The 12,261-nt window shown below is 62.6% G+C and carries 10 protein-coding genes; 1 reads left to right on the plus strand and 9 read right to left on the minus strand.

What is annotated here, in order from left to right:
* Positions 1 to 62: 62 nt before the first annotated feature.
* From CJEIK_RS07060 to gatC, 6 genes are all read right to left on the minus strand, one after another.
* On the minus strand, positions 63 to 1,448 hold the full coding sequence (locus tag CJEIK_RS07060) for an HNH endonuclease signature motif containing protein (protein WP_005292898.1): 1,386 nt from the start codon (positions 1,446 to 1,448) through the stop codon (positions 63 to 65).
* Positions 1,449 to 1,761: 313 nt separating this feature from the next.
* Positions 1,762 to 2,790, minus strand: a complete 1,029-nt coding sequence (locus tag CJEIK_RS07065; RefSeq protein WP_005292901.1) for an ATP-dependent 6-phosphofructokinase — start codon at positions 2,788 to 2,790, stop codon at positions 1,762 to 1,764.
* A 137-nt stretch (positions 2,791 to 2,927) separates the two neighbouring features.
* Complete coding sequence (locus CJEIK_RS07070) at positions 2,928 to 4,352, minus strand: MFS transporter (RefSeq protein WP_172544893.1); 1,425 nt, start codon at positions 4,350 to 4,352, stop codon at positions 2,928 to 2,930.
* A 32-nt stretch (positions 4,353 to 4,384) separates the two neighbouring features.
* Entirely contained in the window at positions 4,385 to 5,068 is a 684-nt protein-coding gene (locus CJEIK_RS07075) for an NUDIX domain-containing protein (RefSeq protein ID WP_231913406.1), read from the minus strand.
* A 200-nt stretch (positions 5,069 to 5,268) separates the two neighbouring features.
* Entirely contained in the window at positions 5,269 to 6,771 is a 1,503-nt protein-coding gene (gene gatA, locus CJEIK_RS07080) for an Asp-tRNA(Asn)/Glu-tRNA(Gln) amidotransferase subunit GatA (RefSeq protein ID WP_005292912.1), read from the minus strand.
* A 114-nt stretch (positions 6,772 to 6,885) separates the two neighbouring features.
* Entirely contained in the window at positions 6,886 to 7,191 is a 306-nt protein-coding gene (gene gatC / locus CJEIK_RS07085) for an Asp-tRNA(Asn)/Glu-tRNA(Gln) amidotransferase subunit GatC (RefSeq protein WP_005292916.1), read from the minus strand.
* Positions 7,192 to 7,254: 63 nt separating this feature from the next.
* Between gatC and CJEIK_RS07090 the strand changes: the two genes are divergently transcribed.
* A complete protein-coding gene (locus CJEIK_RS07090) occupies positions 7,255 to 7,926 on the plus strand; it encodes an ACT domain-containing protein (RefSeq protein ID WP_034964327.1) in 672 nt (223 codons plus the stop codon).
* A gap of 35 nt (positions 7,927 to 7,961) precedes the next feature.
* Here the strand turns inward: CJEIK_RS07090 and ilvA are convergent, their stop codons facing one another.
* The 3 genes from ilvA to CJEIK_RS07105 all read right to left on the minus strand — a co-directional run bounded on the left by ilvA (position 7,962) and on the right by CJEIK_RS07105 (position 12,072).
* Positions 7,962 to 9,593, minus strand: coding sequence for a threonine ammonia-lyase, biosynthetic (gene ilvA, locus CJEIK_RS07095; RefSeq protein WP_005292921.1), 1,632 nt, complete (start codon positions 9,591 to 9,593; stop codon positions 7,962 to 7,964).
* 131 nt (positions 9,594 to 9,724) lie between these two features.
* A complete protein-coding gene (locus CJEIK_RS07100; RefSeq protein WP_005292924.1) occupies positions 9,725 to 11,176 on the minus strand; it encodes a C4-dicarboxylate transporter DctA in 1,452 nt (483 codons plus the stop codon).
* A 221-nt stretch (positions 11,177 to 11,397) separates the two neighbouring features.
* A complete protein-coding gene (locus CJEIK_RS07105) occupies positions 11,398 to 12,072 on the minus strand; it encodes a 3'-5' exonuclease (RefSeq protein ID WP_050760808.1) in 675 nt (224 codons plus the stop codon).
* Positions 12,073 to 12,261 lie beyond the last annotated feature (189 nt).

A 12,261-nucleotide genomic window follows, 5' to 3' on the forward strand; every position in this document is an offset into this window, starting at 1 on the left:
TTCGCGACGTGTACGTGTCAGCACGGCAACACGGCAACGCAGCTCCGCGTCTGCCTCGCGTTTCAGTGCCCCGGCGGTTCGCCGCGTCCCGGCGGGTTCGGCGGTTCGCCGCGTCCCGTCGTTTCGACACAGCCCGGCGAGCCTGGCGGCAGCCAGGTGACGCGCCCACTTATGCGCGCCATCCTCCCGCGGCCGCGTTGCCCGTTCACGCCATTGTGATACGCGCATAAGAGTGTCATGTTTTCAGGATTGGTTTCTCCGCCTTTCGCAAACTCCTGCAGGTGGTGAACTTGGCATTCGCTCGCCGGACGCCCACATCCCGGCCAGGCACATCGCGTCGTTTCGGCTTCCAGCATTCGGCGTTGTTTTGGTGACGCCAACCGCTTCACCCGGTATAAATTCACCGGCCCTCGTTCCGGGGCTACCAGGGTGATGCGGTCTCCATCCTTCAGCATCACGTTTGCCGTCTTCGCCGCGTCCGCAACACCTGCCGCGCCGCCCGCCCCGTCGGTCACGCCGCCTCCGCGCCTTTTACCAAAGGGCTCAGCTTGAGCAGCACTATCAGGCGTAAGCCTCGGTGTCACCGTCGCGTCGGAGCCTCCGGCCTGGTCAACTCCGGCTGGGCCGACCGCTACCTCGCCGACCGCTACCTCGCCGACGACTGAGGCGTCGGCAACTCCAGCTGGGCCGGCCATTGCGTCGGCGACTGAGGCGTCGGCGATTGGGCCCTCGGCAATTGAAGCGTCGGCAATTGGCGTGGATAGCTGGCGGGGAAACCCGGCGTCTTCTAGGCGACGGGCGACGTATTCCGCTCCGGTGAGGACAGCCCCATTGGTGGCCCGCAGCTCGATCTCATCCCCTTCGCCGCTGAGCACCTGCATATAGTCATCCAGGCTGACCACTACGTTTGTAGTCAGGGTGCTGCGTTGAACGATGCGATTCTCCGTGAGCCATGCCAGTGGGTCCAGGCGTGCGGACTCCCAGATCTCTGACATGCGATGCGACGGGCCGGTGAACTGGAGGGTGGTCTTCGTACCGTGCATAATGCGGCGTCCTCCGTCATCGGGCACACGTGGCCCCTGCATTTCGCGCCGCAGTTGCGTCGCACGGCGTGAAATCGCCGCATAATCTCCAGCGGTATTACAGAGCGTTTCGGTAAACACGTAACGCTGTTTGATCCTCAGCGTCCGTGCTCGCTCGGCGATTAGTATCAGCACGTCCAGCCCATGTCCGTTGCGCTGGGCAGCTTCCAGTGCCCGCTTCTTGTAACGCGAGTACGCCGCCCCGGAGAAGTGTTCCGCGGCCCGCGCCACACTCCGCGCATACTCGCGTTCCAGCGGCAGCTGTTCAGCGGGCTTGCCCATGGCTTCTGTCAGCAGCTCCACGCCGTGGCGCTGTGCGTCCACCACTTGGCGCTTAAGCTTCGCAAGCTGCTGCAACTTTTCCATGCCCCGAACGCTAAATCATGCGCCGATCTTTTGCCCCGCCCGGCGCAAACGCCTGTGGATAACTCGCTCCCTTCGGAAGCGTTTTCCACAAGCATTTCAACTCCCCCTTGACAATCCCCGACAAGGCATATCCTGACTGGGTGCGTCCCCACAAGCCATGCTTCAAACAAGGCAAGCAGTGTGCCCCCGCCTAGCACTACACAGCACTGCCCTGATATTCGCGACACCGTCCAGCCCCTGCCTCTAGCTTTGGATGTGCCAGACGCAGTTGCCGAACCGCCGCTGCCCCCAGGCTGGCGTCCGCTGTCGGACGTTAGCCAAACAGCGAGCGTGCCGTTTCGTAGCGCTTCTCGGGAACTTCCTTCAGCGTGCCGACGGCCTCTTCAAAGTCGATCAGCTCGATGCTGCCGCCCTTCAGCGCAACCACCTTGCCGAAATCTCCCCGAATGGCGGCCTTGGTAGCATTCACGGCAAAGCGGGTTGCCAGAACGCGGTCGAACGCGGTGGGGGTTCCGCCGCGCTGGATGTGCCCCAGCACGGTGGAGCGCACGTCAGTATCCAGGCGGTTTTCGATCTCCTTGGCGATCAGCGCGGACATGTCTTGGAACTTCTCGTGGCCGAACTGGTCCACCTCGCGTTCTGCGACGTCCAGAGTTCCTTCCTTTGGCAGTGCGCCTTCGGCTACGACAATGATGCCGTACTTCTCCCCCAGCTGGAATCGACGAGCCATGCGGCGGCAGACGTCATCGATGTCGAAGGGGAACTCCGGAATCAGAATCTCGTGCGCGCCACCGGCCATGCCCGCGTGCAGCGCGATCCAGCCGACGTGGCGCCCCATGACCTCCACGATCATCACGCGGTCGTGTGATTCGGCGGTGGTGTGCAGTCGATCGATTGCATCGGTAGCGACGGCGACGGCGGTGTCAAAGCCGAAGGTGTAGTCGGTTCCGTTGACGTCATTGTCAATGGTTTTCGGCACGCCGATTACTGGCACGCCGTTGTCGTGCAGGAAGCGCGCGCCTTTCAGAGTGCCTTCGCCGCCGATGGGAATCAGGGCGTCAATACCTGCATCCGCGAGGTTGGCTTTGACGCGGTCGATGCCGGCCATGAAGTCGTCGGGGTGCAGGCGTCCGGTGCCGAGGATGGTGCCTCCGCGGCGCAGGATCCGGTCGATAAAGTCGTCGTCATACAGTTGCACACGACGGTCTTCCAGCAGCCCCTGCCAACCATCTTCGAATCCGACGACGGTATGGCCTTCCCCGGCCGCTGTCCTCACGATGCCTCGGATAACGGCGTTCAATCCTGGGCAGTCTCCACCACTGGTCAAGGTCGCAATACGCATGTTTTAAAGTTTAGCGATACCCCGCCGGATGTGCCGGGCGGCATGTTTTGTTGCATTTCCCGGGGCTTCGCCCGCACGGTTTTTCTTTTCGGGTCTTGCTGGCCGTTGCCGGTCTTTTTTGTTGAATTTTTTGACGCCTACTCGTCTCCGCGGCTGACCTCTGGCCTAGCCATGGCGGAAGCCACTGCGCCGAGGATCAGCATGATGGCCGCGGGTAGTAGGGAGTCGCCGAAGGCTTGGGGGCCAGCTACGCCGATCCGTGCTTGGACGACGGCGGCGATAACTGCGGCCCCTGTGACGGCGCCGAGTTGGCGGGTGGCGTTGTACATTCCAGAGCCCGCTCCGGCGAACTGGGGCGGCAGGTCGCGCAGGGTGGTGGTGGAGTTTGGAGCCCAGACGAAGGAGTTTCCGAATCCGAGGATCACGAAAGCCCCGATCATCATCCACAACGGCCGCTCAGGTCGCATAGAGAACACCAATGCAGCCACGCCCACGGCCATCAGGCAGAACCCGGTGACGGCGAAGCGGCGGGGTTCGTAGCGGTCGACCAGTCGGCCGACGAACGGCGCCATAATTCCAGCGATAATGGCCATGGGAGTGACGACGAGGGATGCCTTCAGCGGGCTGAAACGATGGACTTCCTGCAGGTACATCATCACTGGCACCATCATCCCGGCGACGGTGAAGCCCATCGTGAATATGGAGGCGTTGCCGAATGCGAAGTGGCGGCGTGCGAATAGGGCGATCGGCACCAGCGCGCTACCTGCGGACAGGCGGGATTGCAGCCAGACGAAGGCCACCAGCAGCGCCAGGCCTCCGAGCAGCAGCCCCCAGATCCATGGCGCCCAGCCGGCGGGATCGCCTTCTTGGATGCCGTAGATCACCATCGTCATCGCCACCATGGAAAGCAAGATCGACGGCACGTTGATACGGTCCTCGGTTGGTTGGAACCGCGGCACCCAGCGGGCGACCATCACCACGGACAGCACGCCGATGGGCACGTTGATGAAGAACACCCACTGCCAGGTTGCGTACTGGGTGATGAGGCCTCCGAGCAGCGGCCCGGCGAGCGTGGAGATTCCCGCCGTGGCACCCCAGATGCCCAGTGCTGCCCCGCGCTTGTCGCGCGGGAAGATGCGGTTGATCACGCTCATGGTCTGGGGCGTCAATAAAGATCCGCCAATACCTTGCACGGCGCGGGCGGCGATCAGCGTATTGATGCTGCCGGCCAGTCCGCAGGCAAGCGACGAGAGCGTGAAGATCGTCATTCCCGCGATGTAGAGATTCTTCGGGCCGAAGCGGTCGCCGAGCCGGCCGGTGACCATCAGCGGCACCGCGAACGCCAGCAGGTAAGCACTGGTGACCCACAGCACTTTGCCGTAGTCGGCGTGCAGGTCGGCTTGGAATGCGGGCGTTGCGACGGCGACGATCGTTTGATCCAGCAGGATCATGAAGAAGCCGATGCACAGCGCCACGAGGGCGCGCCATGCTTGCGGCAGTGGAAGCGGCAGCACGGGGTAACTCCCGTCGCTCAGCTGGCTCTGCCGATCTTGTGCGCTCATCTGAGCGCGGCTCTGGGACTGAGCTGAATTCATTAAAGGGAGTCTACTGCCGCCCGGATGACGGGCAAACTGGCCTTAAACTCCGGCATCAGTGGAAGATCCTCCAGCTGGTCGATGGGTTGCCACAGTAGCTCCAGTGATTCGGCGGTCGGGTGCAGTTCCAGGTGTTCGGAGCAGGTGGCCAGGACAGTGGTGTACGTCCACTCGTTGATTTCCGGGTTTTCGTATTGCCACCAGAATGTGCCGCCGAGTCCGAAGATTCCGTGGGCGTCTAGCGATGCGTCGAGGCTGGGGTGTCGGACGGGGAAGTCTTGCAGGGCTTGGCGGGGGTCTCCGCTGCGTTCGACGATCTTCTCGACGTCGGCGAAGAGGTGCCATTCGTCGTCGCGGACGGGCAGGCGGCAGTACGCGGTTTTGACGGGCACGGTGGAGGTGACGATTTCTTGGTGCACCTCTACCGATGACGCCCCCACGCCTGTCTCTTCCCACGTTTCGCGGAGGGCGCCGTCGGTGGGTGATTCGCCGACGTCGATGGCGCCGCCAGGCAGAGCCCAGGTTCCGCCACGGTTGGTCCACTTGGCGCGGTGCTGCATCAGTACGTGGCGGTCGTCGGTGACGAGGAACAGCCCCGCCGCGCCGAGGACTCCCCAGCGTCGGGACCCGTCGGGGTCTTCGACGAGGCCGTCGCCTGTGTAAAGTTCGGGAATTTTACCCATGTCCCCCACCATACGCGGATCCCCAGACTCCGCCGCGGGTCGCCCGGCCCTGACCATTTCAGCGCCCCGTCCTCGGCAGAACTATGCGGCTGGGTAACCGCAAGGCCAGACTGACCGCCCTGCCCGCCGACTCTGGGACCGCCACGCTGCCCGCCGACTCTGGGGCAACCAGCTAGGAGTGGCTGGCTAGGCGCGGCCAGCTAGGAGCGACCGGCCTCGAAGGCAGCGCCAACGCGGTACAGGCGGTCGTCGCCGTGCGCCGGGCCCATGATCTGCAGGCCGGTCGGCAGGCCCGAGTCGCTGGCGAAACCACCCGGCACGGACATGCCGCACACACCCGCCAGGTTCAGCGGCAGGGTGAACAGGTCGAACATGTACATCGCCAACGGGTCATCGACCTTCTCGCCGAGCTTGAAGGCGGTGGACGGCGTCACGGGTGCGACAATCGCGTCTACCTGCTCGTAGGCCTTGGCGAAGTCCTGGGAAATCAGGTTACGTACGCGCTGAGCTTGCAGGTAGTAGGCGTCGTAGTAGCCGACGGACAGGGCGTAAGTGCCCAGCATGATGCGGCGCTTGACCTCCGGACCGAAGCCTTCGGCGCGGGTCAGGCTCATCACCTGGTCGGCGGAGCGGGTGCCGTCGTCTCCGCGGCGCTGGCCGTAGCGCATGCCGTCGAAGCGGGCCAGGTTGGAGCTGACCTCACAGGGCAGGATCAGGTAGTAGGCGTTCAGCGCGTGGTCGAAGTTCGGGCAGTCGACCTCCACCAGCTCAGCTCCCTGAGACTTCAGCTGCTCCAGGTTGGCGTGGTAGGTCTCCAGCACGCCCGGCTGGAAGGCTTCGGCCTTCTCAAACTGCTTCACCACGCCCAGCTTCACGCCGCTCAGGTCTCCGGAGGCTCCCTGCTTCGCGGCCTCGACAACCGGCGCGACGGCGTGGGAGGAAGAGGTCGAGTCGTTGGCGTCATGCCCCGCAATAACCTCGTGCAGCAGCGCCGTATCCAGAACCGTGCGCGCCGTCGGGCCGCCCTGGTCCAGCGAGGAGGCGCAGGCCACCAGGCCGTAACGGGAAACGGTGCCGTAGGTCGGCTTCACGCCGACGGTGTTGGTCAGTGCGGCCGGCTGGCGGATGGAGCCACCCGTGTCCGTGCCGATTGCCAGCGGAGCCATGCCGGCGGCCAGCGCTGCAGAGGAGCCACCGCCGGAGCCGCCTGGCGTGCGCTCCAGGTCGTAGGGGTTCTTCGTCGCGCCGTAGGCGGAGTTCTCGGTGGAGGAGCCCATGGCGAACTCGTCCATGTTCGTCTTGCCCAAGATCGGGATGCCGGCGGCGCGCAGACGCATGGTGACGGTCGCGTCGTAGGGGCTCATGTAGCCCTCCAGCATCTTAGAGGCGCACGTGGTCGGCGCGTCGGTGGTGGTGAAGACGTCCTTCAGGGCCAGTGGCACGCCTGCCAGCTTGCTGGTCGGCTGGTCCCCGGCGGCCAGTGCGTCGTCTACGTTCGAGGCCGCCGCTAGCGCTTCATCGGCGCCCACGTGCAGGAATGCGTGAATGTCGCCGTCGATTTCACCGATGCGATCCAGGTGGGCCTGGGTTACTTCCTGGGAGCTGATCTCGCGCGCGTGGATCTTCTCCGCCAATTCCGCGGCGGTCCAGGTGGTGAAGTCCGAGTCGTCCCGGGAACCGACGATGTACTTGTTCTCAGCCATGAGTGTTCCTACAGTTCCTTGCTTTTCTTTAAAGGTTTTCTCTAAAGCTTGTGTCTTTAGCGTTCGTTCGTCTAACGGTCTTTTGGCTTTTTGACGCCACCCGCGGCAGCTGGCCTAGTCAGCGAGGATCTGCGGAACCTCGAAGCGCTGCTCGCTTTGCTTCGGCGCCTGGTTCAGGGCCTGCTCTGCGGTGAGGCTCGGCACGACCACGTCTTCACGCATCACGGCAACATCGCCGTCAACGTTCTGGGTGGGATGGCTCAACGGCTCGACACCTTCAGTATCTACCTTCCCGATCGCGGCTACGTGATCGACAATCCCGTCGATCTGAGCTGCGTATTCATCCAATTCCTGCTCCCCCAGGTCCAGGCGAGCCAGGCGGGCCAGGTGGGCAACATCTTCGCGCGAAATCTCAGACATGGGTTCTACTCTAGCCAAGGCATCTATCCCCCGTGGTCTTCAGGTGGCGCTAGTATCGGTTCCATGTCTTTTCTAATGCGTGTGCGTATGCCCGACACCCCCGGCTCCCTCGGCCTGCTGGCCATGGCATTGGGGACTGTCGGCGGTGACATTCGCGGTGTGGACATCGTCGGCCAAGCGGAACAGGATGAGCCCAACTCCGTTATGGATGATATTGTCGTCTCTTTGCCGCCCGGGCATCTGCCCGACAGCCTGATCACGGCCACGCAGGAGCTCGACGGATTCTACGTCGACTCGATCCGCCCCTTTTCAGGTTCTATCGACCGACGCGGTCAGATTCAGATGCTGTCCGGGGTGGCGGAGAAGCGGCGTCACAAAGAAACGGCGCTAGAGATCATGATGCAGGACCTGCCGCGCTCCATGACGGCAGGCTGGGCGGTCGTGCTGGATACGTTGCCGCGTACGCACCGGGTGGCAGCCTCGTCTGCCGCTCCGGCGGACAACGGGCAGGAGCTGGATCACCCGCCTTTAGACGAAGCGCGCGTGCTGAACCCAGAGCGCGAGGATTGGATCCCCGAAAACTGGGCGGTCATGGACTCTGCTCTGGCGGGCACGCCGATCGAAGGCACGAGCCTGCTGCTAATCATCGGGCGCCCGGGTGGACCGGACTTCCTGCTCACTGAAGTTGAGCATTTGCGCCAGCTCGGCGCGATCTTCGGCGCGTTCTTCAGCTAGCGCTGCGTTATGCACGCCGGCGCACCGGCTGTCCACTATTCGGCGCTGATGAAGAAGTCGTAGGCCGGGCTGTCTGTCACGTCCGTGGCGTGGTAGCCAAGCTGCTGCAGGTGCTCCTGGAATTCCGCGTCGCCGGAGACGTCCTCGAACGCTGCCAGAACACGCCCGTGATCCATGCCGAAGCTGCGGTAATGGAAGCCGGTGATGTTCCAGCGGGTTCCCAGCACCTCCAGGAAGTGCAACAGGGCTCCCGGGTGTTCGGGAAACTCGAAGCTGTAGGCGGTTTCATCGACGTGCTGGCTGGGGTTGCCACCAATCATGTAACGGACGTGTTCCTTGGCCACGTCGTCGTCCGACAGGTCCACCACGCCGTAGCCTGCCTCACGGAGGTCGTCGGCGATGGCCTTGCGCTCGTCTTCACCGTTCTTGAGCTTGACGCCCACGAAAATGCGGGCGGGTTTTTCCCCATCGCGCTGGCCGACTCGGTAACTGAATTCTGTGACGGCACGGTGGCCGAGGATCTTGCAGAACTCGAGGAATGCTCCCTCGCGCTCGGGGATGCTCACGCCGAAGATGCCTTCGCCGCCCTCGCCGATCTCCGCGCGTTCGGAGACATAGCGCAGGGAGTGGAAGTTCACGTTCGCACCGGAGAGGACGTGTGCCAGGGTCTCCCCTTCGACCTGGTGGGTGGCGGCGTAACGCTTCAGGCCTGCCAGTGCGACGGCGCCGGCTGGCTCGGCGATGGCGCGAGTGTCGTCGAAGATATCCTTGATGGCGGCACTGATCTCATCCGAGCTGACGGTGATGACGTCGTCGAGGTATTCGCGGCAGACTCGAAAGGTTTCGCTGCCGATCTGCTTGACGGCCACGCCTTCGGCGAAGAGGCTGACGTGGTCGAGGGCCACGGGGTGCCCGGCGGCTAGCGCGTGGGTGAGGCAGGCGGATTCTTCGGGCTCCACTCCGATGACCTGGATGTTGGGGTCTAGTTCTTTGAGAAGCACGGAGATTCCGGCGGCCAGTCCGCCGCCGCCGACCTGTACGAAGACGCGGTCGACGTCGGGGCGGGATTGGAAGATCTCCAACCCGGCGGTGCCCTGGCCGGCGATGACAGCTTCGTCGTCGAAGGGTGCGACCCACACCATGCCCTCAACTTCGGAGAGCTCCATAGCCTTGGCCTTGGCTTCGTCGAAGTTCGCGCCGTGCAGCAGCACTTCCCCGCCGAAGCTACGGACAGCGTCGATTTTGATGCTGGGGGTCACTTCCGGCATGACGATAACGGTGCGGATACCGAGTTCCGTGCCGGAAAGCGCTACGCCCTGGGCGTGGTTGCCGGCGGAAGCGGCGACGACTCCGCGGGCGCGTTCTGCGTCCGTGAGCTGGGACATGCGGTTGAATGCGCCGCGAATCTTGAAGCTGTGCACAGGCTGCAGGTCTTCGCGCTTGACCAGCACCTCGTTGCCGATACGCTTCGACAGCGTTTCCATGTGCTCGAGCGGAGTGTTCGTGGCCACGCGGTAGACAGGTGCGGAGACGATCTTCTTCAGATACTCCGCACCGGAAATGGTCGCCGTACCTAGGTTTTCTGCCGTGCTTTGGCTATCTGCCGTGCCTTCGCTGTCCGCCGGGCCGTTCCCCTCGCTTGCAGGATGTGAAGCTTCATGTGACATGCGCTTCAGTATAGACCCGCCGGTGATCCCCCTTACGCGGCAGTCCCCGCTGCCGCTCCCTGTGCTGCAATTCCCCACCAACCGTCGACCGCCCGCTGCCTTCTAGCCCCGAGGGGTTACTGACCGGCGGGCTACTGCTGGCGGTAGTCGTCCAGGTTGACCTGCGGAGTAGGCTGCAGGTGCTCGGTGGCGGGGTTCTTTACCGACGGGTACTTCAGGTTGACGTTGTGGTCGTCCGCGGCCTCCACGTACGGGTCCTCGCCGTTCAGCACGCGCTTGACCTGTTCCTTGTCGACGGTGTGCGTCCACTTGCCGACCAGCAGGGTAGCCACTGCGTTGCCGGAGAAGTTGGTCAGCGCGCGGGCCTCGGACATGAAGCGGTCGATGCCAACGATGATGTCCACGCCTCCCAACAGCTCCGGGCGGTGGGACTGCAGGCCAGCTGCTAGCGTGGCGATACCCGCGCCGGACACGCCCGCTGCGCCCTTGGAGGCGATGATCATGAACACCAGCAGGCTGATTTGGTCGCCGAGTCCCATGTGGATATTCATGGCGTCCGAGATGAAGATGGCGGCCATCGTCAGGTAGATGGCGGTGCCGTCCAGGTTGAAGGAGTAGCCCGTCGGCACGACGATGCCCACCGTGGACTTATCCACACCAATGTGCTCCATTTTGCGCATCAAGTTCGGCAGCGCCGACTCGGAGGAGCTGGTGGCAAAGATCAGCAGGAATTCGCGGCCCAGGTACTTCACCAGCTTGAAGATGTTGAATCCCGTGAATACCCGCAGGATCAGGCCCAGGATGCCGAACACGAAAATCACACAGGTGATGTAGAAACCAAGGATCAGCACGCCCAACTGCAGGACGGCCTTGATGCCCGTACCGCCGACCACGCCAGCCATGGCGCCGAAGGCACCGATCGGTGCGAGCCATAGGATCCAGGACAAGATCTTGAATACCAACTTCTGCAACGTAGCTACGAAGCCAAGGATCGGCTCGCCGGCCTTGCCCATCGACTGTGTGGCGAAGCCCACCAGCAAGGCGATGAACAGCACCTGCAGGATCTGACCACTAGTGAAGGCGCTGAAGAAGGTGTCCGGGACGATCCCCTGGACAAAGCCCACCAGGCCTTCGGCCTTCTGCTCTTCGCCGTTGCCGAAAGTATTGCTTCCGCCGGTGCTCAGGTTCAGTCCATCGCCAGGCTGCAGGAGGTTACCGACCACCAGGCCCACTGCGAGGGCAAAGGTGGACATAGTAACGAAGTATGTCAGCGCCAGGCCGCCTGCTTTACCTACTGACGCCGCAGACCTCACCGAGCCAATTCCCAGCACGATCGTGCAGAAGATCACCGGAGCGATGATCATCTTGATTAGGCTGACGTAGGTAGTGCCCAGCTCTTTGAATCCCTTGGCAGTATCCGGGGCCACGAGGCCGAAGATGATACCGGCGATCACGGCGATGATCACGGCAATGTACAGCCAGTGGGTGTTGTCCTTCTTCTCCCTCTTAGACTCCGCGATCTGTGGAGTGGAAGCGACTGCGTATCCAGGAGCAGCGCCCTGGGGATTGTTTTTATCGTCCATGGATCCCTAGTGCCCCATTTCGGTGTATTCAGATGTTCTCTGTTTTCAGATGTCTTCTTGAAGCGTCGGCCCTCATCCCCTGCCGCGACAGTGACTTCCCTTCGGGTTCGGCTGGGGCCGAGTGGGCGTCAAAAAGAAACAGGAAAAGGACCCTAACACCTTTATTGTGCTACTTGGGGAAGATAAGAAACAAATGGCCGCTGCGATAAGTTTTCGCCAGACTACTCAGCGAGCGGCCAAGCGGTGTTGACCTGCACGTCCTTGCCCTTCTTGTGGAACCACTCTTGCAGCCCCTTTTGGGACTCGTAGAACCATGTTGCCTGGGACAGCATCAGTTCATCCGCTGACATCTGGGTAATCTCGGGATACTTGCGTGCCAGCATCCATGCCACGCGGGCTGCGGCCACCGCATCCGCCGTCGCCTCGTGAGCGTTGTCCAAAGTCACACCGTAGTGCTGGCACACGCTTTCCAGGGTACGCTTACCCTTGCGGTACTGGTCCTTTGCCCTATCAACAACATAGGGATCGAATACCGGCCCGTCGACAGTAAAGCTGGGCTCCAGAGCGCGCAGGACACTGAGGTCATAGGCGGCGTTGTAGACGATCAACGTCGCACCAGAGCGCCAGGCTGCGCGGATACCCTCGATCGTTTTGGCCAACACTTCGCCGTGATCCTGGCCGTGCTCACGGGCGTATTCGGTGGTGATGCCGTGGACGTCGGAGGCCTGCTGGGGAATCTCCACGCCGGGATCGGCGAGCATCTCGATGTCGTTTCGCTCGCGCCCTTTGATGGTCACAAGTGCGCTGGTGACGATGCGGGCGGTCTTCGGGTCTACTCCAGTGGTTTCCAGGTCGAAGCTCAGCATGTGTGCCGGGTCAAAATGCGGTGCAGTCATGGTGACCACTTTATAGGTGCCCCCGGACACCCCTCGTTATCGTTCAAATCAGAACGCTCTTCATGCGGGTCAGAGCTTTATTTCCTATTATTTTCTTCACCACAATTTTTCTCAGCGGGGAACTTTTTCCGCACTGGGAACATTATGCGGCCGCGTTGCGTCCCACCCTTGTAAAACAAAACCTCGCAG

The organism is Corynebacterium jeikeium (genome assembly GCF_028609885.1).
Lineage (GTDB): Bacteria > Actinomycetota > Actinomycetes > Mycobacteriales > Mycobacteriaceae > Corynebacterium > Corynebacterium jeikeium.

What these genes read in the sequence shown, in the direction of transcription:
- CJEIK_RS07060 (WP_005292898.1), bottom strand. Translation starts at nt 1,448, where the DNA reads ATGGAAAAGTTGCAGCAGCTTGCGAAGCTTAAGCGCCAAGTGGTGGAC.
- CJEIK_RS07065 (WP_005292901.1), bottom strand. Translation starts at nt 2,790, where the DNA reads ATGCGTATTGCGACCTTGACCAGTGGTGGAGACTGCCCAGGATTGAAC.
- CJEIK_RS07070 (WP_172544893.1), bottom strand. Translation starts at nt 4,352, where the DNA reads ATGAGCGCACAAGATCGGCAGAGCCAGCTGAGCGACGGGAGTTACCCC.
- CJEIK_RS07075 (WP_231913406.1), bottom strand. Translation starts at nt 5,068, where the DNA reads ATGGGTAAAATTCCCGAACTTTACACAGGCGACGGCCTCGTCGAAGAC.
- gatA (WP_005292912.1), bottom strand. Translation starts at nt 6,771, where the DNA reads ATGGCTGAGAACAAGTACATCGTCGGTTCCCGGGACGACTCGGACTTC.
- gatC (WP_005292916.1), bottom strand. Translation starts at nt 7,191, where the DNA reads ATGTCTGAGATTTCGCGCGAAGATGTTGCCCACCTGGCCCGCCTGGCT.
- CJEIK_RS07090 (WP_034964327.1), top strand. Translation starts at nt 7,255, where the DNA reads ATGTCTTTTCTAATGCGTGTGCGTATGCCCGACACCCCCGGCTCCCTC.
- ilvA (WP_005292921.1), bottom strand. Translation starts at nt 9,593, where the DNA reads ATGTCACATGAAGCTTCACATCCTGCAAGCGAGGGGAACGGCCCGGCG.
- CJEIK_RS07100 (WP_005292924.1), bottom strand. Translation starts at nt 11,176, where the DNA reads ATGGACGATAAAAACAATCCCCAGGGCGCTGCTCCTGGATACGCAGTC.
- CJEIK_RS07105 (WP_050760808.1), bottom strand. Translation starts at nt 12,072, where the DNA reads ATGACTGCACCGCATTTTGACCCGGCACACATGCTGAGCTTCGACCTG.